Origin of the sequence: Pseudomonas sp. Z4-20, from assembly GCF_051131955.1 — a bacterium.
GTDB lineage: Bacteria > Pseudomonadota > Gammaproteobacteria > Pseudomonadales > Pseudomonadaceae > Aquipseudomonas > Aquipseudomonas marvdashtae.
In genome coordinates, this window is sequence record NZ_CP071641.1 from 350,658 (window position 1) to 374,216 (window position 23,559).

Here is a 23,559-nt window from a genome sequence, read left to right on the forward strand (position 1 = left end):
GAACCCGGGAGAAATGCCGATGAAGCTCGCACCTCGTTTTCTCGCTGTCGCCTTGAGTCTTGGTCTCGCCGGCCAAGTGCTCGCCACCGAACTCAAGCACTGGCCGGCGGAGCAGGCCAAGGCCTTGGATGCGATGATCGCGGCCAACGCCAACAAGGGTAACTTCGCGGTGTTCGACATGGACAACACCAGTTACCGCTACGACCTTGAGGAATCGTTGCTGCCGTTCATGGAGAACAAGGGCCTCATCACCCGGGAGACCTTGGACCCATCCTTGAAGCTGATGCCGTTCAAGGACACGGCCGAACACAAGGAAAGCCTGTTCAGTTACTACTACCGCCTGTGCGAAGTGGACGACATGGTCTGCTATCCGTGGGTGGCCCAGGTGTTCTCGGGCTTCACGCTCAAGGAACTCAAGGGCTATGTCGATGAGCTGATGGCGTCCGGCAAGCCGGTGCCGACCACCTATTACGAGGGCGACAAGGTGGTCCAGTACAACGTCAACCCGCCGAAAATCTTCACCGGCCAGGCCGAGCTGTACAACAAGCTGATGGAAAACGGCATCGAGGTCTATGTCATGACCGCCGCTTCCGAGGAACTGGTGCGCATGGTCGCCTCGGATCCTAAATATGGCTACAACCTCAAGCCGCAGAACGTGATCGGCGTGACCACACTGCTCAAGGATCGCAAGACCGGCGAGCTGACCACCGCGCGCAAGCAGATCACCGCGGGCAAATATGATGAGAAGGCCAATCTTGGCCTGGAATACACGCCTTACCTGTGGACCCCGGCAACGTGGATGGCCGGCAAGCACGCGGCGATCCTGACCTACATCGATGAATGGAAAAAGCCCGTGCTGGTGGCTGGCGACACACCGAGCAGCGACGGCTACATGCTGTTCCATGATGTAGACGTGGCCAAGGGCGGCATCCACTTGTGGGTCAATCGCAAGGATAAATACATGACGCAGATAAACGGCATGATGGCCAAGCACGCGGCGGCCCAGGCCAAGGAAGGGTTGCCGGTGACGGCGGACAAGAACTGGGTGATCGTCAAGCCTGAAGATATCCAGTAGGAGCAGCTGCAAGCTGCAAGCTACAAGCTACAAGCTACAAGCTACAAGCTACAAGCTACAAGCTACAAGCTACAAGCTACAAGCTGCAAGCTGCAAGCTACAAGCTACAAGCTACAAGCTACAAGCTACAAGCTACAAGCTACAAGCCGATGCGATGTGCTTGCAGCTTGTGGCTTGCAGCTTGCAACTGCTTCTATCCCAACATCGCCTTGTTACGCACCGCGCCTTTGTCGGCGCTGGTGGCGAGCAGGGCGTAGGCCTTGAGGGCGGTGGTGACTTTGCGCGGACGCACTTCCACCGGTTTCCAGCCTTTCTTGTCCTGTTCGGCCCGGCGTTCGGCCAGTTCTTCATCGCTGATCAACAGGTTGATCGAACGGTTCGGAATATCGATCAGCACCTTGTCACCATCGCGCACCAGGCCAATGGCGCCGCCCGCAGCGGCTTCCGGCGAGGCGTGGCCGATGGACAGGCCCGAGGTGCCACCGGAAAAGCGGCCGTCGGTGAGCAATGCGCAGTCTTTGCCCAGGCCCTTGGATTTCAGGTAGGAGGTCGGGTAGAGCATTTCCTGCATGCCCGGGCCGCCCTTCGGGCCTTCGTAGCGAATGATCACGATATCGCCAGCCTTCACTTCATCGGCGAGGATGCCGCGCACGGCGCTGTCCTGGCTTTCAAAGATCTTGGCGTTGCCTTCGAACACATGGATCGATTCGTCGACACCGGCGGTCTTTACCACGCAGCCATCCAGGGCGATGTTGCCATACAGCACGGCGAGGCCGCCTTCCTGGGAGTAGGCGTGTTCGACACTGCGGATGCAGCCGTTCTCACGGTCGTCGTCCAAGGTTTCCCAGCGAGTCGACTGACTGAACGCGGTTTGCGTCGGAATGCCCGCCGGGCCGGCCTTGAAGAAATGATGCACGGCTTCGTCGGTGGTCTGGGTGATGTCCCACTTGGCGATGGCGTCGGCCATGGTCTTGCTGTGTACCGTCGGCAGGTCTGTATGCAACAAGCCGCCACGGGCCAGCGACCCGAGGATGCTGAAGATCCCGCCGGCGCGGTGCACGTCTTCCATGTGGTACTTCTGGATGTTCGGCGCGACCTTGCACAATTGCGGCACGCTGCGAGACAAGCGATCGATGTCGCGCAGGTCGAAATCGATCTCGGCTTCCTGGGCGGCGGCCAGCAGGTGCAGGATAGTGTTGGTGGAACCGCCCATGGCGATGTCCAGGGTCATGGCGTTTTCAAACGCCTTGAAGTTGGCGACATTGCGCGGCAATACCGACTCGTCGTTCTCGCCGTAGTAGCGCTTGCACAGTTCGACGATGGTCCGGCCAGCCTGCAGGAACAACTGTTCGCGATCGCTGTGGGTGGCCAGCGTCGAGCCGTTGCCCGGCAACGCCAGGCCCAGGGCCTCGGTCAGGCAGTTCATCGAGTTGGCGGTGAACATGCCGGAGCAAGAGCCGCAGGTCGGGCAGGCGCTGCGTTCGTACTCGGCAACCTTCTCGTCAGAGGCGCTGGCGTCGGCGGCGATTACCATGGCGTCGACCAGGTCCAAGCCGTGGCTGGCGAGCTTGGTCTTGCCGGCTTCCATCGGACCACCGGAAACGAAGATGACCGGGATGTTCAGGCGCAGGGCGGCCATGAGCATGCCTGGGGTGATCTTGTCGCAGTTGGAGATGCAGACAATGGCGTCGGCGCAATGGGCGTTGACCATGTATTCGACCGAGTCGGCGATGATTTCGCGGCTGGGCAGCGAATACAGCATGCCGTCGTGGCCCATGGCGATGCCGTCGTCCACGGCGATGGTGTTGAATTCCTTGGCGACGCCGCCGGCGCGTTCGATTTCACGGGCGACCAGTTGTCCCAGATCCTTGAGATGCACGTGGCCCGGTACAAACTGGGTGAAGGAGTTGGCAATGGCAATGATCGGCTTCTTGAAGTCGTCATCCTTCATCCCCGTGGCGCGCCACAATGCGCGGGCGCCGGCCATGTTGCGGCCATGGGTGGATGTCTTGGAACGATAATCAGGCATGGAGCACTCCGGGCGGCTAATCAGGTACTTATCAGGTATCAATGGGGAAGTGAGCTTCTGTTGACGTCCGGAACACTCGGGATTGGCGGTGTGTCCGGAAGTGGCCGATGACTGTGCAGGATCGCTGCGCGCCTCAGCATGAGCTCATAAACCCGCCGGGGATGAATGGCGATGAATGCCACGATTCTACACCGCTGGGGCCAGGATGAAATGACGCAAAGCGCTGATCGGGCGCCAATGTCGTGCACGGGATGACGACTGGCAGGGTTCAACCCGCCAACAACCCTTTGCCATGCTGCCGGACCAGGGCATTGAGGGCCAGCCCCAGCAGGCTGAGCAGGACCAAGCCGAGGGCCAGGGTGAGCTGCAAGTCCAGTGGGGTGAGGCTGATCGAGGCGCTGGTCAGCCCGCCGGCGATGAAGATCAGCACGCTACCGGCCGAAGCGGATGTGCCGGCCTGCCCGGGAAATCTATTCATGGCTTGGGTGTGGGCGGCGGCGCGGGCGATGGTCGTTCCGGTGGTGCACACGATCATGGGCAGCAACAGGGTGGTGACTGACAAGCCCAGGAGATTGGCGAGCCCCAGCATCAGCAGGCCTGCGCCGAGAATCAGGCCCAGGCCCGTGATGATTTGCGCCTGTGGATCGATTCGGTTGCTCAGCACGGTCGCGACGGCTCCGCCACCGATATAGGCCAGCCCGTAGCCTAACAGCGCCAGGGAAAAAGCCTCGAGTGACAAGTGCAGTTGGTCGATCAGCACCAGCGGTGAAATGACGATAAACGAAAAATGGCAGGAAAACGCCAGTGCCGAGGTCAGCCAATAGGCCATGAAATTGAAGTCGCCGCAGACTTTTCGATAGGCGGCGATGAAATCCAGGCGCCTGGGTGGGCTGCCCGCCGCGCAGCGTTGAAGTAGACGACTGGTGCCGATGAATGCACCGATTGCCAGGGCGATGAAGGCCAGGAAACTGCCACGCCAGCCCATCCAGCTTTGCAGCCCGGTGCCGGCCAGTGGCGAAACGGAAATGAAAATCCCCCCGCAGGTGACCAGAAAGATTCGCAGTCGCTGCTGTTCCTGGCCGGTGAACAGGTCCTGGATCAGCGCTTGGGACAGCACGAAACAGCCACACCCCAAGGCCTGGACGATACGGGACAGCAAAAAAGACCAGTAGCCCTCGGCAAGCACGCAACCTGTTGCGCCAACGGCTGAAACGGTAATCCCGATCAGCAGCAGGTTTTTTCGCCCCATGACGTCGGAAAGCGGACCGACCAGCAGTTGCGAAAGGGCGATACCCACCGCGAACAGGCTGACGGACAGGGCAATGTCCGACGATGGACGTTCAAAATGCCCGGACAGGGCGGGGAACGAGGGCAGCACGACATCGATTGGAAAGACACCAAGCAGTGTCAGCGTCAGCAACAAGCCGACGGTGGCTGGTTTGCGGGCCGCCAGGCGGTTTTGCGGATCAGTCATGAGGCGTTCCAAGGCTTACCTGAGGGTCGCTTTCAATCCTAATGCGTCATGGCCGCCAGTCACGGGGAGATTGAGTAGGACGGTTCTGGTAATTGCGTGGGTGGGCTCCTACAGACTTATTCAGGCGCGCAAAAAAAATCGCAGCCAAGGCTGCGATCTGGTTGCCAGTCGGGGGGCACAGCGCTACGGCACTGGCCCCGCCCGGCCTCAGCTGTTGGGCAACAACCGGCAGGTGATGCTCTTGATGTAGCGGGTTTCGGCGATGGCCGGGTGTACCGGGTGGTCGGGCCCCTGGCCGCCGCGTTCGAGCAGTTGGATGTTGCGGTCCAGGTGACGGGCGCTGGTCAGCAGGATGTTCTGCAGATCGTCTTCGGGCAGGTGCATGGAGCACGACGCGCTGACCAGGATGCCGTCCTTGCTGAGCAAGCGCATGGCTTGCTCGTTGAGGCGGCGGTAGGCGCCTTCGCCGTTCTTCAAGTCTTTCTTGCGCTTGATGAAGGCAGGAGGGTCGGCGACGATCACGTCGAAGCGCTCTTCGCTGGCCTTGAGCTCTTTCAAGGCTTCGAACACGTCGCCTTCGATGCAGGTCAGCTTCTCGGCGAAGCCGTTCAATGCGGCGTTGCGCTCGACACCGTCGAGGGCGAAGGCCGAGGCATCGACGCAGAACACTTCACTGGCACCGAATGCCGCGGCTTGCACGCCCCAGCCGCCGATGTAGCTGAACAGATCCAATACGCGCTTGCCCTTGGCATAGGGTGCCAGGCGTGCGCGGTTCATGCGGTGATCGTAGAACCAGCCGGTTTTCTGGCCTTCCATGACCGGCGCTTCGAACTTCACCCCGTTCTCTTCCAGCGCCACCCACTCCGGCACGAGGCCGAACACGGTCTCGACATAGCGGTTCAGGCCTTCGGCGTCACGGGCGGCGGAGTCGTTCTTGAACAGGATGCCGCTGGGTTTCAGTACCTGGGTGAGGGCGGCGATCACGTCGTCCTTATGGGCCTCCATGGTCGCGGAGGCGATCTGCACGACCAGGATGTCGCCGAAACGGTCGACCACCAGGCCCGGCAGCAGGTCGGAATCACCATAGACGAGGCGATAGAATGGCTTGTCGAACAGCCGCTCGCGCAGGGACAACGCGACGTTGAGACGATGCACCAGCAGCGACTTGTCCAGTGGCAGCTTCACGTCGCGTGACAGCAGGCGCGCGCAGATCAGGTTGTTGGGGCTCATCGCAACGATGCCCAGCGGCTTGCCGCCTGCGGCCTCGAGGATTGCCTGGTCGCCGGCCTTGAAGCCGTGCAGCGGGGTGGCGGCCACGTCGATTTCGTTACTGTAGACCCACAGGTGGCCGGCGCGCAGGCGACGGTCGGCGTTGGCTTTGAGGCGCAGGCTAGGCAGGGACATGACGTCGCTCCGGAAAAAAGAGCGGGAGTATACCGTGTTGCAGGGATTGGCGGGCTTGGAGGACGATCGGTGGCCTGGCGGTGTATCGGATCCATCTTTAAGGGTTAGAATCCCTGCCTGGCCCAGAGTGTGTACCCCATGTCCAAAGAGCTTACCGCCGAACAGATCCAACAGTCCCTTCAAGGCATCAGTGTGCCGCCCCAGCCGCAAATCATGGTGGATTTGCAGATGGAGCAGTACATGCCCGATCCGGACCTGGAGACCATCGCCAAGCTGATTTCCCAGGACCCGGGACTCTCGGGTGCCTTGCTCAAGATCGTCAATTCGCCCTATTACGGCTTGAGCAACAAGATCACCTCGATCCAGCGCGCCGTGAACCTGCTGGGCAGCCGCTCGATCATCAACCTGATCAACGCGCAATCGATCAAGGGCGCGTTGCACGATGATGCGATCGTGGTCCTGAATCGCTTTTGGGACACCGCCCAGGACGTGGCTATGACCTGCCTGACCCTCGCCAAGCGCGTCGGTCTGCACAACGGTGACGAAGCCTACGCGCTGGGGTTGTTCCATGATTGCGGCGTGCCACTGATGCTCAAGCAGTTCCCCACGTACATGAGCGTGCTGGAGGAGGCCTATGCCAACGCCAGCGCCGAATGCCGCGTGGTGGATACCGAAAACCGCGTGTTCAACACCAATCATGCGGTGGTCGGCTATTACACATCCAAGTCCTGGCGCCTGCCGGATCACGTCAGCCAGGCCATCGCCAACCATCACAATGCGCTGGCGATTTTCAGCGACGACTCTTCGCGCAATAACAGCCCGCTGAAGAACCTCTTGGCGATCCTGAAGATGTCCGAAAACATCTGCGCGTCCCATCGGGTATTGGGCAATCAGGCCGAAGACCGCGAGTGGCAGTGCGTCGGCCCGCTGGTGCTCGATTACATAGGGTTGTCGGAGTACGACTTCCAGACCCAGAAACAGGAAATTCGCGACCTGGCCACTCGTTGAGTGCCAACCGTCGCCTGATTCGAGACCCCCATGCCAGAACTGCCGGAAGTCGAAACCACTCGTCGCGGAATTGCGCCGCACCTTGAAGGGCAGCGGGTCAGCCGCGTGCTGGTGCGCGACGGCCGCTTGCGCTGGCCTATTCCGGAAGATCTCGACGTGCGGCTTTCGGGGCAGCGCATCGTTCAGGTGGAGCGGCGCGCGAAGTACCTGTTGATCAATGCCGAGGTCGGCACGCTGATCAGTCATCTGGGCATGTCCGGCAACCTTCGGCTGGTTGAAATCGGCATGCCCGCCGCCAAGCATGAGCATGTCGACATAGAGTTGGAGTCCGGCCTGGCCTTGCGCTACACCGACCCTCGGCGCTTTGGAGCGATGCTCTGGAGCCTCGATCCGCTCAACCACCAATTGCTGATTCGCCTGGGGCCGGAGCCGCTGACCGATCTTTTTGACGGCGAACGATTGTTCCAACTCTCCCGTGGGCGTTCGATGGCGGTCAAGCCGTTCATCATGGACAACGCGGTGGTGGTTGGCGTCGGCAACATCTATGCGACAGAAGCGCTGTTTGCCGCCGGGATCGATCCACGTCGCGAGGCGGGCGGCATCTCCCGGGCGCGTTACCTGAAGCTGGCGATCGAGATCAAACGCATCCTCGCCCATGCCATCGAACGTGGCGGGACCACGTTGCGGGACTTCATTGGCGGCGATGGCCAGCCCGGTTATTTCCAGCAGGAATTGTTCGTCTACGGGCGGGGCGGGCAGCCTTGCAAGATCTGTGGCACGGGCCTGCGGGAAATCCGCCTGGGCCAGCGTGCGAGCGTCTGGTGTCCACGCTGCCAGAGCTGATTCGTCCTACGGTCTATAGTCAGTAGTCATACTGCCTAGCCGAAGGATTTCCCCCAATGAATCTGCTTCGACCTTTCGTTCTGGCACTCTCGCTGAGTGTCGGTTTGCCTGTCCTGGCAAACACCGAGAGCGGTGACCCGCGCTATACCATCCAGAATCCGCCCGCTTTCGCCATGATCGGCGACTTGCTGATTGCCCGTCCTTTGCTACTCGCGGCCACTGTGATCGGTGCCGGGGCGTTCGTCGTATCGTTGCCGTTCACCGCGTTGGGTGGCGGTGTTGGCGACGCGGGGAAGGCGTTGGTGGTTGACCCGGCGAAAGCCACCTTCGTGCGCTGCCTGGGGTGTATTGGGGAAGGGTTTGAGCGGCAGGAGTGAGGCCTGTAGGCTCGTCCGAAAACTCAAGCCTTGCCCGTGATCTTGCGGTATTTCGCCATCAACTGTTCTTCAGTCTCCGGATGAGCCTCGTCCAGCGGGATGCAATCCACCGGACAGACCTGCTGGCACTGGGGCTCGTCGTAATGGCCGACGCACTGGGTGCACAGGTTCGGGTCGATGACGTAGATTTCTTCGCCCTGGGAAATGGCTTCGTTCGGGCACTCGGGTTCGCAGACGTCGCAATTGATGCAGTCGTCGGTGATGATCAGGGACATGCAGACTCCGGCCGGGGCGTTGGGCCCGGGCAGTTGAAAACGAATAGGCGCAATTGTGCCGCAATCAAGAGCGCAGTGCACGCTGGCGCGATGGACTGCGCCTGCTCGGCGGTCTGGCCGCGAAGTGAGTCGCGACCAGAGAGGGCTATTTCTTGAAGCGCAGGGTCAGCGCATCGGCCACGGCTGGGTGCACGAACTTGGTGATGTCGCCGCCCAAGGCCGCGATTTCACGCACCAGGGTCGAAGAAATGAAGGAGTAACGCTCCGACGGCGTCAGGAACAGGCTCTCGACGTCCGGCGCCAACTGTCGGTTCATGTTGGCCAGTTGGAATTCATATTCGAAGTCCGATACCGCGCGCAGGCCCCGCAGGAACACGTTCGCGTTCTTTTCCTTGGCGAAATGCGCCAGCAGCGTCGAAAAGCCAACCACTTCCACGTTGGGCAGATGCTTGGTGACCTCACGAGCCAGCTCCACACGTTGTTCCAGCGGGAACAGCGGGTTTTTCTTCGGGCTGGCGGCAACGGCAATGATCACGTGGTCGAACAGGCGCGAGGCGCGTTCGACCAGATCGCCATGGCCCTTGGTAATAGGGTCGAAGGTACCTGGGTACAACACTCGGTTCATCGCGTCGTCCTGGCGGGAGTCCGTTGGGGAGTCGGATGGTATCGCAGCCTTCTCGGTCGGCCAAGTCGGCTGTTGGGTAAGAACGCACTATAGACGTTGCGAATATCCGATATTTTCATGTTTTTTCCAGACGTTCGGCCAGGGCAATCGCCAGTTGCGCGGTCAATCCATAGACCGACAACTGCGGATTGGCGCCGATGCTGGTGGTCCAGCCACGGGCGAGGCCTTCGCGGAACGGGTCGAGTACGGGCATGCTCGGGCTCTCTTATTGTCATGGGTTGCGATGGGGCATTTTCAGGAGGGGCGTGGCTGGCTTGGGTTCATTATTGTTATTACCCGGGAGACCATCGTTAGCGGATAAACAGCTTCTGGATCAGCTTCTGCAGCGGCTTGCCATAGGGCGGATAAATCAGCTTCGCGGCGTTGAATCGTTGTTTGGTCAACACGCTCTTGGCCTTGCTGAAGGTCAGGAAACCCTCGTGGCCGTGATAGTGCCCCATCCCCGAGGCGCCAATGCCGCCGAACGGCATGTCGTCCTGGGCCACGTGCAGCAGGGTGTCGTTCAGGCATACGCCGCCGGAATGGGTTTGTTCGAGCACGCGATTCTGTTCGGCCTTGTTGTAGCCAAAGTAGTAGAGCGCCAGCGGACGTGGCCGCTGGTTAATGTAGGCAAGCGCCTGGTCGAGGTGCTGGTAAGGCACGATGGGTAGCAGCGGCCCGAAGATTTCGTCCTGCATGACGGTCATGTCATCGGTGACGTTGAGCAAAAGGCTGTGGGCCATGCGTCGGCCCTGGCCCTGGTCGAACAACTCGATCAACAGCGCGCCCTTGCTGGTGGCATCGCTGATATAGCCGTTGAGTCGCGCCAGTTGTCGTTCATTGATAATCGCGGTGTAGTCCGGGTTGTCGCTCAGCGTCGGATAGAACCCGCGAACGGCCTCGCGATATGCCTCGACGAACGCCCCGACCCGATGCTGGGGCACCAACACGTAATCCGGCGCCACACAGGTTTGCCCGGCATTGAGGGTCTTGCCGAAGGCGATGCGCTCGGCGGCGTCCTTGAGGGGTACGTCGTCGGAAACGATGGCGGGAGATTTGCCGCCGAGCTCAAGGGTGACGGGGGTCAGGTTTTCAGCGGCGGCACGCATCACGTGCTTGCCGATGCTGGTGGCGCCGGTGAACAGCAGGTGGTCGAACGGCAACCTGGAGAACGCGACGCCGACATCCGCCTCGCCAAGCACGACGCACACCAGGTCCTGAGGAAAGATCCGCGCCAGCAATTGCTGGAGCAACAAACCAGTGGCGGGGGTCGATTCGCTGAGTTTGAGCATCACCCGGTTACCCGCCGACAACGCCCCCACCAAGGGGCCGATGGCCAGGAAAAGCGGATAGTTCCACGGCACGATGACCCCGACCACGCCCAGCGGCTGATAGACCACTTTGGCCGATGCCGGCTGGAAGGCGATGCCGACCTTGCGCCGGGAAGGCTTCATCCAGCCCTTGAGGTGTCGGCTGGCGTAATGAATGCCGTGCAGGCTCGGCATCAGCTCGGCCAGCAATGTTTCGTCTGCGCTGCGGTGGCTGAAATCCTCGCTGACGGCATCGATCAGCGCCTGTCGTTCGTTGCTCAACAGTTCACGCAATGCCTTGAGCCATTGCCGGCGTTGTTCGGCCGGCGGCATCGGGTGAGCGGCGTAGGCTTGGCGCTGGGCGGCAAAGAGTGCTTGGAGTTGGTCCAGGTGCTGTTGAGACTCGTGCAAATAAGCAACGTCGGCAGGCATGGCGGCACCGGATAATTGTTATCGTCGGTGCTTTCTAGAGCTTATGCTCTAAGAAGTCAAATGAGCGGCGGTAAATGGCTTGGGTTTTATCCTGTGACCGATAGGTCGTAAGATGCCCTTCAATTACTTTTTCATTAAAGCCCAAGCCATGGCCCCACGAATAAAAACCAGCGAGCGCATCGTGCAGAACAGCCTGGAGTTGTTCAACCGGCAGGGAGAGCGCAGCATCAGCACCAATCACATCGCCGCCCACATGGACATGTCCCCGGGGAATCTCTATTACCACTTCCCCAACAAGCAGGCGATTATCGCCGTGCTATTCAGTGAATACGAAAACCTGGTGGACAGCTTCCTGCGCCCGCCCCAGGGGCGGCCAGCCACGGTGGACGACAAGCGTTTCTATCTGCAGGAACTGCTATCGGCAATGTGGCGCTACCGTTTCCTGCATCGAGACCTGGAACATCTGCTCGACAGTGACCCGGAACTTGCGGCTCGCTACCGACGGTTTTCCCAGCGCTGCCTGATCCATGGCACCGCTATCTACGAGGGCTTTGTCGCCGCCGGCATCCTGGAGATGGACCGTGTGCAGATCGAGTCGCTGACGCTCAACGCCTGGATCATCCTGACCTCCTGGGTACGGTTTCTCTGCACTACCCGGGAAAACTCCAGCCATCTGAGCGAACAGGCCATCAAGCGTGGTGTGTACCAGGTGCTCGTGCTGGAGGCGGGTTTTGTGACCGATCAAGCCCGCGAAGCGGTGAATGCATTGTTCAAAGAATATTATGTCCCACTGGCCCAGACCCTGGAGGAAGGGCAGTAGGATCGGGACCCCCTGAACCCGTTACAGGAGCTCACCATGCCCATCGCTCAACTCATCAGTCCCCAAGGCCTTGAACAGAGGCGAACAGATCCCGGGCTGGTGATTCTTGATTGTCGTTTTGCCTTGGAGGATCCGGACTACGGCCAACGCAGCTACGCCGAAGGCCATATTGCCGGAGCGTCGTTCGCGGACCTTGAGCGGGATCTGAGCGGGCCGGTGATCAAGGGTGTGACCGGGCGCCATCCGTTGCCCGAACCGCAAGCCTTGATCGCGCGTCTCCAGGCCTGGGGCGTCAACAATGACAGCGATGTCGTGCTGTATGACGACGGCCCCGGTGCCTATGCCGCCCGGGCCTGGTGGTTGCTGGCATGGTTGGGCAAGCGCGACGGCGTCTACATTCTCGACGGCGGGCTCAAGGCCTGGCATGCGGCCGGCTTGCCCTTGAGTCTCGGCCCGCCTGCCGTCCAGCCGGGTACTTTCAATGGATCATCGGACGCCGATTTGCTGCTTGATGTCGAGGCCCTGCAACAACGCCTTGGCCGACCGCAGATGACGCTGCTGGACGCCCGGGCACTGCCCCGTTTCAAGGGCGAAGTCGAGCCGATCGATCCGGTCGCCGGGCACATTCCAGGTGCGCAATGCGCGGCCTTCACCGACAACCTCGGCGCGGATGGACGATTTCTTCCGGTCGATCAGCTCAAGCAGCGCTTCGCTACAACGCTGGGCGATCGCTCGCCGACCGAATTGGTGGCCTATTGCGGCTCCGGCGTGACGGCCTGCCACAATCTGTTTGCCCTGTGCCTGGCTGGGTATCCGTTGGGCAAGTTGTATGCGGGGTCCTGGAGCGAGTGGATCAATGATCCGCAGCGCGGGGTGGCGAAGGGCGAGTAATGCCATGCGAGGCCAAGCCGGCCAGCCATTCGGGTATGCGTCGTTCGAGGTAATAGCCCGGACGCCGCAGCGTTCCGTCGACGAAGCCGACATGTCCACCTTGGGCATGCAGTTCGAGCCGGGTCGAGCCGGACAGCTCATCGGGCTCGGGCAAGCTGTGGGGAAATACGAAAGGATCGTCTGCGGCCTGGATAAGCAGGGTCGGCGTTGTTATCCCGGCCAGGAAGTAGCGGCTGGAAGCTCGGCGATAATAATCAGCCGCATCCGAGTAGCCGTGCAGCGGCGCGGTCACCCGGCCATCGAAATCCCAGAAGGTGCGCATGTTGTCCAGCGACCCAAGCGCGGCCAGGGCCGCAAGCCCTTCATGGCGCCCGTCATGCTGGAACTGACGCTGTTTGTTGCGCAGGTAGGCCACCATCTCGCGCATGAAGTGCGCTTGATAGAACTTGGAAAACCCCTGTCCGATGCGGTCAGCGCACTGATCCAGGCGGAACGGCACCGAAACCGCCACCGCTCCCTGCAATTGGCTGGCGCTGCCGGTTTCTCCCAAATGCTTGAGCAATACATTACCGCCGAGCGAATAACCCACCGCAAACAATGGCGCCAATGGCCGCCTGGCACGCAGGTGCGCGAGGGTGGCGGCAAGGTCTTCGCTGGCGCCCGAGTGATAGCTGCGGGGCAACAGGTTCGGCTCCCCCGAGCACCCACGCCAATTCAACGCGACGCTGGCCCAGCCCCGGTTGCCGAGTGCTTGCTGCAACCCCGCCACATAAGGCGAGTTCGAGGAGCCGGTCAGCCCATGAAGCACCAGGACCAATGGCGCATCGGCGCTGTGAGGGCCGTGCCAGTCGAGGTCGAGGAAGTCACCGTCTTCAAGCCAGAGCCGTTCGCGCTCGCGTGCGATGTGGACAGTCTTGCGCCAAAGCGGCCCCCATAGCGTCTGCAGGTGTGGATTAGCCAGGCCGAAGGCCGGTGTAAATCTTTGGCTGGACATAGAGGAGTCTACAGGCACGTCGGATCTCGTCATTTCAAGCATAGGCGCCAGGCGTGGAGGTGCGCCTGGCGCAGCAGCTCTAAATTGCCATAAAGGCTTGCGCGGCGCGACATCTGTCCTGTGGAAGGGGATCGGTCGACGGTGGCGCTGGCGCTGGCAAGGGTTGCTGCTCGACGGTGGGACCCACCGTCACAATGTGCCAGGCGTCGGCTTCGAAATGGCGGTTCAGTGTGTCCTTTATTTGCCTGGGGGTCAGTTTCTGTATCTGTTGGACGGTGTAGTCCAGGTCCAGCGGCAGGTCATCTCGATTTATTCTGACCAATTGATCGAGAATTTGTGCATTGTTGGCGCTGTCATGAGCAATCGAACTGCGCTTCCGGCCTTTCAGTTGGTCAACTTCCTGTTGCGTTGGTCCGTCGCGCAGATAGTCGGTGAACATTGAACGCACCAACGCCTGAGTGCCTTGGTTGAAGTGTGGACTGGTCCGAAGTGAGATGATCGCCAGGGCGCCATCGGCCCAGTCCCAGTGCAGGATCTCGGTGCCATACACCAGGCCGCGCTTTTCCCTCAGCTCCGTCATTAACCGGTTCTTGAAAATCACGTTCGCCGCATCCAGCGCAAGATAGTCGGCATGCTTGCGCGGCACGCTGGGCTGCGCGAGCAGAAGTTGGGTTTGTTGCTGCGCCCGTTCCAGATGGCTGTTCGTTGGCGTGCCAACCGATGAGGGGGCGTTGGGGCTAGCGGCCTGGCTGGTGCCGGGCAAGGCGCTGCTGATCTGTTGGCTGATCAGTTGGGCCTGTTCGAGCGTGAGGTCGCCGACCAAGGTAATCTGCGCCGTCACAGCCGAGTAGGCGTGCCGATGGAAGTCCTGTACCGCTTGGCGTGTCAGAGCGTCCAGCGCCTCGTTCGTGCCGAACATCGGTTGGGCGTAGGGGGGCTCGGGGGCCAGTTGTTCCTTGAGGTGTTGTAGCGCGATGTCCGTCGGGTTCTGTCGGTCACGCAGAAGTATGTCTTTCGCCTCGTTTTTCACCCTTGCCAATGCTTCGTCACTGAGCGATGGGTTGCCCAATATTTGCGAAAACAACCGCAGGGCAGGGGTGCGCTTTTCCATTTCGCTCAAGCTGCGCAAGGAAAATGCGCTGCGTTGCGGATCTATACCCATGCCGAGCCTTGCCCCCAGGCTCTGAAAGGTGTCGATGATCGCTTGATAGCTTGCCATGCCTGGCACGCCTTCGTTGAGCATGCTGTAGGTTACGCCGGCGAGGCCAGGGACAGGGCTCCGGGCGCTTCCCGCCTCGAAGCTGACATGGACATCGAACATCGGCGATGCCGTCGTACGGATGAACAAGACCTTGCTGCCTGCCGTTGTCTTCCAGCCCTTGACGGCCAGGGGACGCGGCTTTGGTGCGACGATGTCGGGCTCAAGCAGCGATTGCAGGCGCACAGTGGAGCCATTCGAAACGGTATCGGCCAAGGCTTGCGCGCAGCAACCCAACAGTGCGATGCCCAGCATCGCAAGACAGCCAACGTGAGCTGATTTATTCATGGGTTTGCTCCCCTTGGATGTGCGCTATGGTCAGGCGATCACGGGTCAGAAAGGTCGCGGCGGCTTGTCGGATGTCATCCGGGGTTACTTTTTTCAGCTCGGCAATTTCGTCGTTCATCAATCGCCAGGGCAGCCCGTTGCTCACCAAGGAGCCAAGGAAATGGCCCTGGCCCTCTATTGAGTCCTGGTCGTAAATGTTTTGTGCGATCAGTTGCGTGCGGGCACGTTCCAGTTCATCAGGCGCGGGGGGATCGGTTCGTAGCTTGTCAAGTTCTTGCCACACGCGCGCCTCGGCCTCATTGAACGAGCCGGTGTAGGCATTGGAGATACGGCCGTCGATCAATAGAAGACCGTCGCCACGTCCCAGCCAGTCGTATCGGGAGGATAGGGCGGAGAACAGCGGAGTCTTGAATTGAAGCTGCGATTGCAGTCGGGCGCTGCTTGAGCCTGCCAGTAGCGTTTGAAGCAAGCGCAAGGCGTACACGGTCCGAGGAGACTCGGCAGTCACCAGCACTGGGACATTGAATGCCATGAGAAATTGCTTAGTGGCGTGGGGTACGCCAAGGATGAGCCTGCGTTCGCCGGGTCGGTCCAGCTCCAGCGGTGCCCGCGACACGGTGAAAGGACGGGCGGCTACCGCCCCAAAGTAAGTTTGTGCCAGCAGCTTGACCTGCTCAAGCGTGACATCGCCAACCACGACCAACACGGCATTGCCGGGCGCATAGCGGGTTTGATACCAGTCGCGCAAATCAGCAATGTCGAGTCGCTGCAGGTCGTGCATCCAGCCGATGGTGGGCGTGCGGTAGCCACTTGAAAGATGGGCCAGGCTAAGAAAGCGTTCCAGGGCCAGCTCTCCGGGGTGGTCCTGGTTCTCGCGCCGTTCTTCCTGGATCACGGCAATTTCCGGCAACCAGTCGTCGGCGCGCAGGTGAGCGGTCGACATGAGGTCGGCCATCAGTTCGAACGCGACACCCAAGTGACGACGCTCAAGGGTTTGATGATGTACGGTGAAATCTTCTCCGGTAAAGGCGTTATATTCGGCGCCCAGGGTATCCAGGGTCTTCATGGCCTCGCCCGCACAACTCTTGTGGCTACCTTTGTAAACCATATGTTCTAGCGCGTGAGACAGTCCTGAACGCCCCGGCGCTTCATCGGCCGAACCAACTTTGAACCAGAGTTGCGAGCTGACCAGTGGAGCACGATGATCTTCGCGCACGACCACTTTCAGGCCATTGTCCAGGGTGAACTCGTGGGTGGGGGGAGAATCGGCGACCGCCACTAGCGGTGCCAACCAGAAGAAAAGCAGCATCCGGCTGCGAAAAATGTCCATGGGTAAAATCGTCCTCAGTGGTTCACAAAATTGTGTCACTCACTGTGGCGTTTCCAGGATGGCGGCGTGCGGTAACTAAGTACCGCACCTTCCAAGCGTTCTTCGGTTCACGCGGGTGCGACTGCTCCTGCGGTGCGTTGCCAGAGCGCGTAGAAGACCCGGCCGGATTTCTGCTCGCGATGCAGGCGCCAGTTGCTCGGCATACCGAGTGTTGAAGGCGCTGTTTCGCTTTCGGTGTAGACCCATGCATCGTCCGCCAGCCATTGTCGGTCTTCAAGCAATGCACAGACGGCGGGCAGCAGATTCTGGTTGAACGGTGGATCGAGGAAGACGAGGTCGAAAGGCGTCGCCGGTTGGCTGTCCAGGTAGCGCAACGCATCGGCCGTCTGTACTTGGCCGACGGTGCAGCGCAGGGTGCCCAGGTGTTCCTTCAGGCTGGACACCGCCAGGCTGCTGGCGTCCAGCGCCTGGCCCATGGCGGCGCCCCGGGACAACGCCTCGAGAAACAGCGCACCGCTGCCGGCGAAAGGGTCGAGCACCTTGGCCCCCGCCACGTAAGGTGCGAGCCAGTTGAACAGGGTTTCGCGAACCCGGTCCGGGGTCGGGCGCAAGCCTGGGGCATCCGGGAAGCTCAAGCGTCGGCTGCGCCATTCGCCGCCGATGATGCGCAGTTGGTTCACACCGTTGTGCACGGGTTTCTTGCTGGAATTGGATGGACGGGCCATTAGTGCTCCGGGACCCCGAGCGGCTGCTCGGCAGGTTTGTCAGTGGGGGCCGGCAACGGCTCTTGCGGCACGGTCGGGCCAGCGGTGACGATGACCATCTTGTCCGTGCTCAAATGTTTGTTCAGTGCTGCCTTGACTTGCTCGACCGTCAGCTCCTGTGACTGGCGCATGAAATCTTCCAGGTAGCTCAGCGGCAAATCGTAGAAACCCATGGCGCCGAGCTGGCCAACGATGTCGGCGTTACTGGCGGTGGATAACGGAAAGCTCCCGGCCAACTCGCGCTTGGCATCGTCGAGTTCCTTTTGGGTCGGGCCGTTCTTGAGGTAATCGGCGAATACATCCTGCACCAGCTTGAGCGTGCCTTCGCTCATCTGCGCACGGGTTTGCAGATTGATCATGAACGGGCCGCGGGCCTGCATGGCGGTGAAGCCGGAATAAATGCCATAGGTCAGGCCGCGTTTTTCACGGACTTCGGTCATCAACCGCGTACCGAAACCACCGCCACCGAGGATCTGGTTGCCCAGGGACACGGCTGCATAGTCTGGATCGTCCCGATCGATGCCCAGTTGCGCCAGCATCAGGTTGGTCTGCTTGGATGGGAACTCGATGTGGTGGACGCTCGCTTTCGGCTCCACCGGTGGCGGTGTTTTCGCCAGGGCGGGGCCCTTGGGCAGCGCGCCGGACACCTGGTTGGCAATGGCTTCGGCCTCGGCACGGGACAGGTCCCCCACCAACGCGATCACCGCGTTGCCAGCCGCATAGGCCTTGGCGTGGAAAGCCTGGGCCTGGGCCAGGGTGATCGGCGGAATGCTTTGCGCGGTGCCGTCGCTGGAATGGGCGTAAGGATGATCGCCATACAAGCGCTTCATCAATTCCAGGCCCGCCAGTTTGCCAGGGTTCTGCTTCTGGTACTCGAAGCCGGCGAGCATCTGGTTCTTGATACGCGCGAAGGAATCGGCGGGGAAAGTCGGCTTGCCGACCACTTCGGCAAACAGTTTCAACGCCGGCTCACGCTTGTCCGCCGCGCTGAGGCTGCGCAGCGAGGCCACGGCCATGTCCCGAAAGGCACCGTTGCCAAAATCCGCGCCAAGGCTTTCGAACCCTTCGGCGATGGCGCTGACGTCCTTGCCAGCCACACCTTCGTTGAGCATGGCGTTGGTCAACTGCGCCAGCCCGGGAGCGTTGCCGTCCTGGCTGCTGCCGGCGGCGAAGGTCAGGCGCAGGTCGAACATCGGCAACTCGCGGGCCTCGACAAACAGCACCTTGGCGCCGTCAGCGGTTTTCCAGGTTTGTACGTTGAGCTGGCGACGGCTGGGTGCCTTGCCGTCCAGCTCGGCCAGTGATTGCAGCTTTTTACCGGACTTGGCGTTGTCCAAGGCCTGGCTGGCGGTGACGTCAGTGGCCGGCAGCAAATAGAACGCCAGCGCTCCAGCCACCGCGATGAATGCCAGGGCAATCAGTGGCCCCCGGCGCGATAAAATGCGCTCACTCATGAGCTTTCTCCTCGGGCAGGATGTGCGCGACGCTCAGGCGCGAGCGGGTGAAATACAGCTGGGCTGCCTTCTGGATATCCTGCGGGGTCACGCTTTGCAGTTCGGCGAGTTCGGTGTCCATCAGCTTCCAGGACAAACCGACTGTTTCCAGCTGGCCGATGGCAGTGGCCTGGCTGGTGATTGAGTCGCGCTCGTACACCAGGCCGGCGATGACTTGGGCGCGCACGCGCTCCAGTTCCGCGGCAGTCGGGGCGGTGGTTTTCAATTGTTCGAGCAAGCGCCACAAACCGGCTTCGGCCTGGGCCAGGGTCTTGTTCTTTTGGGTGTTGGGCGTTGCCGACAAGGTGAACAGCGTATCGCCACGGGTGAAGGCGTCGTAATTCGACGAGCCGCCGGAGACCAACTCTTCGCCACGCTCCAGCTGTGCCGGAATCCGTCCGCTGTAGCCGCCGTCCAACAGGGCCGAGATCAGCCGCAACGCGTTGACCGAAGCCTTGTCCGTGGCGGTGGCGATGCTTGGCACATTGAAGGCGAGCATGACGCTCGGCAGTTGGGTCTGCACATGCAGGGTGATCTTGCGCTCGCCAGGCTCGGCCAGCTCCAGCGGGATTTTCGCCGACGGCACGGCGCGCCGGGCAATCGGGCCGAAGTAGCGCTGGGCCAGGGTCTTGACCTCGTCCGGCGTCACGTCGCCGACAACCACCAGGGTGGCGTTGTTCGGGACGTACCAGGATTCGTACCAGTGGCGCAGTTCCTCGACCTTCATCCGCTCCAGGTCGGCCATCCAGCCGATGGTGGGCGTGTGGTAGCCGCTGGCCGGATAAGCCATGGCCTTGAAGCGCTCATAGGCCTTGGACATGGGCTTGTCGTCGGTGCGCATGCGGCGCTCTTCCTTGATCACTTCGATCTCGCGGCTGAACTCCTCCGGTGGCAGGCGCAGGCTCGCCATGCGGTCGGCTTCCAGTTCGAAGGCCACGGCCAGGCGATCCCGGGCCAGCACTTGGTAATAAGCCGTGAAGTCGTCGCTGGTGAAGGCGTTTTCCTCCGCGCCGAGGTCACGCAGGATCAGCGATGCCTCGCCGGGGCCGATCTTGTCGCTGCCCTTGAACATCATGTGTTCCAGCGCATGGGACAAACCGGTCTGGCCCGGCGTTTCGTAGCTGGATCCGACCTTGTACCAGACCTGGGAAACGACCACCGGCGCGCGATGGTCTTCACGCACCACGACCTTGAGGCCGTTGTCGAGGGTAAATTCGTGGGTGGGTTGTGGATCGGCAGCCAAGGCTGAAAAGGGCAGACAAACCGTGCAGAGCAGCAGGCCTGCGGCGCAGCGGGCAAGAGCATTCATTCGTGTTTAAACCTGTTGGGCTGCCTGCCGGGTCTTAGCCTCAGCAGGCGAGGAGGTGCTAGGATAACGGTCCGTTTTACTGGCGGCCACGCCTATCGGGTCTTTTATCGGCCCAGGGTTGTTTGAGTTCCGTGCAAAAGCGTTGGGTTTGTTCGTGGATGCCCGCGTTTTCGCCGATGATGTCTTGCCAGTCCTTCGAAAAATCGAGGCTGAAGTGTCCTGGCGACATTTCGACAATCTGTTGCGCGTGAACAAGCTGGATGAAACGCAGTCTGTTCAGCATCGAATATTTATCACCGAGGCGCCCTCCAGGCGCGTCGCTACCGTGAGATAGCCGTCCTCCATGTTTGGTTCCAACGACGACAAGAAGACCCCAGCTGAGGCTGGCGAGAAAAAAAGCCTGTTCGGATGGCTGCGCAAGAAGCCGCAGGAAGCCGTTGTCGAACAGCCGCAACCTGAGCCCGCCGACGAGTCGGTGGTCGAAGAGGCTGCGCCCATTGTCCTGCCGATCGCCGAGCCGGTGCTGCAACCGACCCAGCCTGAATCCGCGCCTGAATCTGAACCGGTGGCCGAGCAACCGTTGACCCCGCCCGCCGGACAGACACTCTGGCCGGTCTTGCCGGTAGCGGAGGAGCCCGTCGCGCTGGTCGAGGATGCCAAGGCCGCGCAGGTCACTCCACCGATTCCGGCCCCGACGCAACCGGTCGAGACGCTGGTTGCCGAGGCGCCGGCTGTCGACATCGCGCCTGCCGCTGTCCAACCGATTCCTGAGCCAGAGCCTGTCCCAGCCGAGGTCCCCGCACCGGACGAGTCCCCGCGCACCGCCGAAGAAAGCAAGGTCGGCTTCTTCGCCCGTCTCAAGCAGGGCCTGTCCAAGACCAGCGCCAGCATTGGCGAAGGCATGGCCAGTCTGTTCCTGGGCAAGAAAGTCATCGATGACGAATTGCTGGAAGACATCGAAACCCGCCTGCTGACCGCCGATGTTGGCGTCGAGGCCACTTCGGTGATCATCCAGAGCCTGACCCAGAAGGTTGCGCGTAAACAGCTGACTGACGCTGACGCGCTGTACAAATCCCTGCAAGGCGAACTCACCAGTCTGCTCAAGCCGGTGGAAAAACCACTGGTGATTGCCTCCCAGAACAAACCGTTCGTGATTCTGGTCGTCGGCGTCAACGGCGCCGGCAAGACCACCACCATTGGCAAGTTGGCGAAGAAGCTGCAGCTCGATGGCAAGAAAGTCATGCTCGCCGCGGGCGACACCTTCCGCGCCGCGGCGGTCGAACAGCTGCAAGTGTGGGGCGAGCGCAACAAGATCCCGGTGATCGCCCAGCACACTGGCGCGGATTCCGCTTCGGTGATCTTCGACGCCGTGCAGGCGGCCAAGGCTCGCGGCATCGACGTGCTGATCGCCGACACGGCCGGTCGCTTGCACACCAAAGACAATTTGATGGAAGAACTGAAGAAGGTCCGCCGGGTGATCGGCAAGCTTGACGCCGACGCGCCTCACGAAGTCCTGCTGGTGCTGGACGCCGGTACTGGCCAGAACGCCATCAACCAGGCCAAGCAGTTCAACCAGACCGTCGAACTGACCGGGCTGGCCCTCACCAAGCTCGACGGCACCGCCAAGGGCGGGGTGATTTTTGCCCTGGCCAAGCAGTTTGGCCTGCCTATTCGATACATTGGCGTGGGCGAGGGCATCGATGACTTGCGCACCTTCGAAGCCGAGCCCTTTGTCCAGGCGCTGTTTGCCGAGCGGGAGCATTCATGATTCGTTTCGAACAGGTCGGTAAGCGCTATCCGAACGGTCACGTCGGCTTGCATGAGCTGAGCTTTCGGGTCCGTCGGGGCGAGTTTCTGTTTGTCACCGGCCATTCCGGCGCCGGTAAAAGTACCTTGCTACGCTTGCTGCTGGCGATGGAGCGGCCTTCCACTGGAAAGCTGTTGCTGGCCGGGCAGGACCTGAGCACCATCAGCAACGCGCAGATCCCCTATCTGCGGCGCCAGATCGGCGTAGTGTTCCAGAACCACCAGTTGTTGTTCGATCGCACGGTGTTCAACAACGTGGCGTTGCCGCTGCAGATCCTTGGCCTGTCCAAGGCCGAGATCGTCAAGCGCGTCGATTCGGCCCTGGAGCGCGTGGCCCTGTCGGACAAGACCGACCTGTACCCTGGCGATCTGTCCACCGGCCAGCAACAACGCGTCGGCATCGCTCGCGCCATTGTCCACCGCCCGGCCTTGCTGTTGGCGGATGAACCCACCGGTAACCTCGACCCGCGATTGGCGGCGGAAATCATGGGCGTATTCGAAGACATCAACCGCTTAGGTACCAGTGTGCTGATCGCCAGTCACGACTTGGCATTGATCGCACGTATGCGTCACCGCATGCTCACTTTGCAGCGCGGTCGATTGATCGGTGATGGGGAGGCCGGCGTATGAGTGCGACTCGCAGCCCTAAAGTGGCGGAACGCGTGGCCCCCAAGGGCACCGATCCGCAGCCGCCGAAGAAAAAGCGCGACGATGACGACGGCCCGGATTTCGCCACGCTGTTGCGCGCCTGGGTAGAAAGCCATCGCGCCAGCCTGCTCGACAGCTTGCGGCGCCTGGGCAAGCAGCCCATCGGCAGCTTCTTTACGTGCATGGTCATGGCGGTGGCATTGAGCTTGCCGATGGGCCTGTCACTTCTGCTGAACAACGTCGAGCGCCTGGGCGGTTCCTGGCAGCGTGCGGCGCAGATTTCCCTTTATTTGCAACTGGACGCGACACCGGGCGAAGGCCAGGCGCTGCGCGAGCAGATCAAGGCCATGCCGGGCGTCGCCGATGCCGAATACGTGGGGCGCGAGCAGGCGCTTGAAGAGTTCCAGCAGCAGTCCGGCCTGGGCGAAGCCCTCAAGGAACTGCCGGAAAACCCTCTGCCGGGTGTGGTGCTGGTGACACCGAACGAGGTCGACAAGCCCACTCTTGAAGCATTAAGACAAAGACTTTCCGAGTTGCCGAAGGTACAACAGGCGCAGCTTGATCTAGTCTGGGTCGAGCGTCTGGCGGCGATACTCAAGCTCGGCGACCGGTTTGTCTTCGGCCTGACGGTGCTTCTGGTGTCTGCATTACTTTTGGTGATAGGCAATACCATTCGTCTTCATATTGAAAACCGCCGCACAGAGATAGAAGTGATTAAACTCGTCGGCGGTACGGACAGTTATGTTCGCAGGCCCTTCCTCTACATGGGGGCGCTGTATGGCTTCGGTGCCGGGATCCTGTCCTGGGGCGTATTGGCGTTCGGCCTGGATTGGCTGAACGATGCGGTAGTGGGATTGGCCGGTTTGTACGGCAGTGATTTTTCACTGGCCGGTGTGCCAGTCGCCGACGGCGTGTCGCTCTTGCTTGGCGCGGTGCTGTTGGGTTATATCGGTGCATGGATTGCGGTAGCACGCCACCTGCGTGAGCTTGCTCCAAAATAGTATTTTTTGCGCGTATTGACCTTTCAGTCTTTGTGGGAACTTGTCCTACGGTTCCCGGTCAATTTT

At 61.0% G+C, this 23,559-nt stretch carries 21 protein-coding genes and 1 pseudogene; 9 read left to right on the top strand and 13 right to left on the bottom strand.

All coding sequences use genetic code 11. From position 1 onward, the window contains the following. Positions 1-19 precede the first annotated feature (19 nt). The gene (locus J3P82_RS01720) at positions 20-1,075 is read left to right on the top strand and encodes a haloacid dehalogenase-like hydrolase (protein ID WP_434560232.1); all 1,056 of its coding nucleotides are present in this window, start codon (positions 20-22) and stop codon (positions 1,073-1,075) included. 193 nt (positions 1,076-1,268) lie between these two features. Here the strand turns inward: J3P82_RS01720 and ilvD are convergent, their stop codons facing one another. The 3 genes from ilvD to J3P82_RS01735 all read right to left on the bottom strand — a co-directional run bounded on the left by ilvD (position 1,269) and on the right by J3P82_RS01735 (position 5,982). Then, positions 1,269-3,104, bottom strand: coding sequence for a dihydroxy-acid dehydratase (gene ilvD, locus J3P82_RS01725; RefSeq protein ID WP_434560234.1), 1,836 nt, complete (start codon positions 3,102-3,104; stop codon positions 1,269-1,271). Positions 3,105-3,372: 268 nt separating this feature from the next. Continuing rightward, positions 3,373-4,578 (bottom strand): MFS transporter, encoded by a 1,206-nt coding sequence (locus J3P82_RS01730; RefSeq protein ID WP_434560236.1) that lies wholly within the window; start codon positions 4,576-4,578, stop codon positions 3,373-3,375. Positions 4,579-4,785: 207 nt separating this feature from the next. Beyond that, on the bottom strand, positions 4,786-5,982 hold the full coding sequence (locus J3P82_RS01735) for a class I SAM-dependent rRNA methyltransferase (RefSeq protein ID WP_003206543.1): 1,197 nt from the start codon (positions 5,980-5,982) through the stop codon (positions 4,786-4,788). A gap of 192 nt (positions 5,983-6,174) precedes the next feature. Between J3P82_RS01735 and J3P82_RS01740 the strand changes: the two genes are divergently transcribed. From J3P82_RS01740 to J3P82_RS01750, 3 genes are read left to right on the top strand one after another with little or no spacing between them, the layout of a single operon-like run. Beyond that, entirely contained in the window at positions 6,175-6,990 is an 816-nt protein-coding gene (locus J3P82_RS01740) for an HDOD domain-containing protein (protein ID WP_434563666.1), read from the top strand. Positions 6,991-7,020: 30 nt separating this feature from the next. Then, positions 7,021-7,833: a bifunctional DNA-formamidopyrimidine glycosylase/DNA-(apurinic or apyrimidinic site) lyase gene (mutM, locus tag J3P82_RS01745; RefSeq protein ID WP_434560238.1), complete on the top strand. Its 813-nt coding sequence runs from the start codon at positions 7,021-7,023 to the stop codon at positions 7,831-7,833. A gap of 56 nt (positions 7,834-7,889) precedes the next feature. Next, positions 7,890-8,210, top strand: a complete 321-nt coding sequence (locus tag J3P82_RS01750) for a multidrug transporter (protein ID WP_434560240.1) — start codon at positions 7,890-7,892, stop codon at positions 8,208-8,210. Between the two features lie 23 nt (positions 8,211-8,233). Here the strand turns inward: J3P82_RS01750 and J3P82_RS01755 are convergent, their stop codons facing one another. The 4 genes and pseudogenes from J3P82_RS01755 to J3P82_RS01770 all read right to left on the bottom strand — a co-directional run bounded on the left by J3P82_RS01755 (position 8,234) and on the right by J3P82_RS01770 (position 10,891). Then, on the bottom strand, positions 8,234-8,485 hold the full coding sequence (locus tag J3P82_RS01755; RefSeq protein WP_003206534.1) for a YfhL family 4Fe-4S dicluster ferredoxin: 252 nt from the start codon (positions 8,483-8,485) through the stop codon (positions 8,234-8,236). Positions 8,486-8,630: 145 nt separating this feature from the next. Next, the gene (coaD, locus tag J3P82_RS01760) at positions 8,631-9,110 is read right to left on the bottom strand and encodes a pantetheine-phosphate adenylyltransferase (RefSeq protein WP_007897855.1); all 480 of its coding nucleotides are present in this window, start codon (positions 9,108-9,110) and stop codon (positions 8,631-8,633) included. Positions 9,111-9,225: 115 nt separating this feature from the next. After that, a pseudogene (locus J3P82_RS01765) lies at positions 9,226-9,315 on the bottom strand (hypothetical protein); the annotation flags it as partial. A 145-nt stretch (positions 9,316-9,460) separates the two neighbouring features. Beyond that, a complete protein-coding gene (locus J3P82_RS01770) occupies positions 9,461-10,891 on the bottom strand; it encodes a coniferyl aldehyde dehydrogenase (protein ID WP_434560242.1) in 1,431 nt (476 codons plus the stop codon). A 148-nt stretch (positions 10,892-11,039) separates the two neighbouring features. Here J3P82_RS01770 and J3P82_RS01775 point away from each other — a divergent pair, with 148 nt between their 5' ends. Further along, positions 11,040-11,711 carry a TetR/AcrR family transcriptional regulator gene (locus J3P82_RS01775; RefSeq protein ID WP_186634454.1) on the top strand — a complete coding sequence of 224 codons (672 nt, stop codon included), beginning with the start codon at positions 11,040-11,042 and terminating at the stop codon, positions 11,709-11,711. Positions 11,712-11,747: 36 nt separating this feature from the next. Further along, complete coding sequence (locus tag J3P82_RS01780) at positions 11,748-12,602, top strand: sulfurtransferase (RefSeq protein ID WP_434560244.1); 855 nt, start codon at positions 11,748-11,750, stop codon at positions 12,600-12,602. Here the strand turns inward: J3P82_RS01780 and J3P82_RS01785 are convergent. The 6 genes from J3P82_RS01785 to J3P82_RS01810 form a co-directional block, all read right to left on the bottom strand. Beyond that, complete coding sequence (locus J3P82_RS01785) at positions 12,565-13,596, bottom strand: hydrolase (RefSeq protein WP_434560246.1); 1,032 nt, start codon at positions 13,594-13,596, stop codon at positions 12,565-12,567. The two genes, J3P82_RS01780 and J3P82_RS01785, sit on opposite strands and share 38 nt — an antisense overlap. A 79-nt stretch (positions 13,597-13,675) precedes the next feature. Next, positions 13,676-15,142, bottom strand: a complete 1,467-nt coding sequence (locus J3P82_RS01790) for a M16 family metallopeptidase (protein WP_434560248.1) — start codon at positions 15,140-15,142, stop codon at positions 13,676-13,678. Beyond that, on the bottom strand, positions 15,135-16,472 hold the full coding sequence (locus J3P82_RS01795; protein WP_434560250.1) for a M16 family metallopeptidase: 1,338 nt from the start codon (positions 16,470-16,472) through the stop codon (positions 15,135-15,137). Before J3P82_RS01795 ends, J3P82_RS01790 begins: the two co-directional genes overlap by 8 nt. Before the next feature lie 107 nt (positions 16,473-16,579). Beyond that, positions 16,580-17,197: a 16S rRNA (guanine(966)-N(2))-methyltransferase RsmD gene (rsmD, locus tag J3P82_RS01800; RefSeq protein WP_434560252.1), complete on the bottom strand. Its 618-nt coding sequence runs from the start codon at positions 17,195-17,197 to the stop codon at positions 16,580-16,582. Then, a complete protein-coding gene (locus tag J3P82_RS01805) occupies positions 17,197-18,690 on the bottom strand; it encodes a M16 family metallopeptidase (RefSeq protein ID WP_434560254.1) in 1,494 nt (497 codons plus the stop codon). Before J3P82_RS01805 ends, rsmD begins: the two co-directional genes overlap by 1 nt. Next, positions 18,683-20,038 (bottom strand): M16 family metallopeptidase, encoded by a 1,356-nt coding sequence (locus J3P82_RS01810; protein WP_434560256.1) that lies wholly within the window; start codon positions 20,036-20,038, stop codon positions 18,683-18,685. The genes J3P82_RS01805 and J3P82_RS01810 overlap by 8 nt, the downstream gene beginning before the upstream one ends. Before the next feature lie 343 nt (positions 20,039-20,381). Here J3P82_RS01810 and ftsY point away from each other — a divergent pair, with 343 nt between their 5' ends. From ftsY to ftsX, 3 genes are read left to right on the top strand one after another with little or no spacing between them, the layout of a single operon-like run. Beyond that, positions 20,382-21,806, top strand: a complete 1,425-nt coding sequence (gene ftsY / locus J3P82_RS01815) for a signal recognition particle-docking protein FtsY (RefSeq protein ID WP_434560258.1) — start codon at positions 20,382-20,384, stop codon at positions 21,804-21,806. After that, positions 21,803-22,474, top strand: coding sequence for a cell division ATP-binding protein FtsE (gene ftsE / locus J3P82_RS01820; protein ID WP_025215982.1), 672 nt, complete (start codon positions 21,803-21,805; stop codon positions 22,472-22,474). Before ftsY ends, ftsE begins: the two co-directional genes overlap by 4 nt. Continuing rightward, positions 22,471-23,493: a permease-like cell division protein FtsX gene (ftsX, locus tag J3P82_RS01825; protein ID WP_434560260.1), complete on the top strand. Its 1,023-nt coding sequence runs from the start codon at positions 22,471-22,473 to the stop codon at positions 23,491-23,493. Before ftsE ends, ftsX begins: the two co-directional genes overlap by 4 nt. The last annotated feature ends 66 nt before the right edge of the window (positions 23,494-23,559 follow it).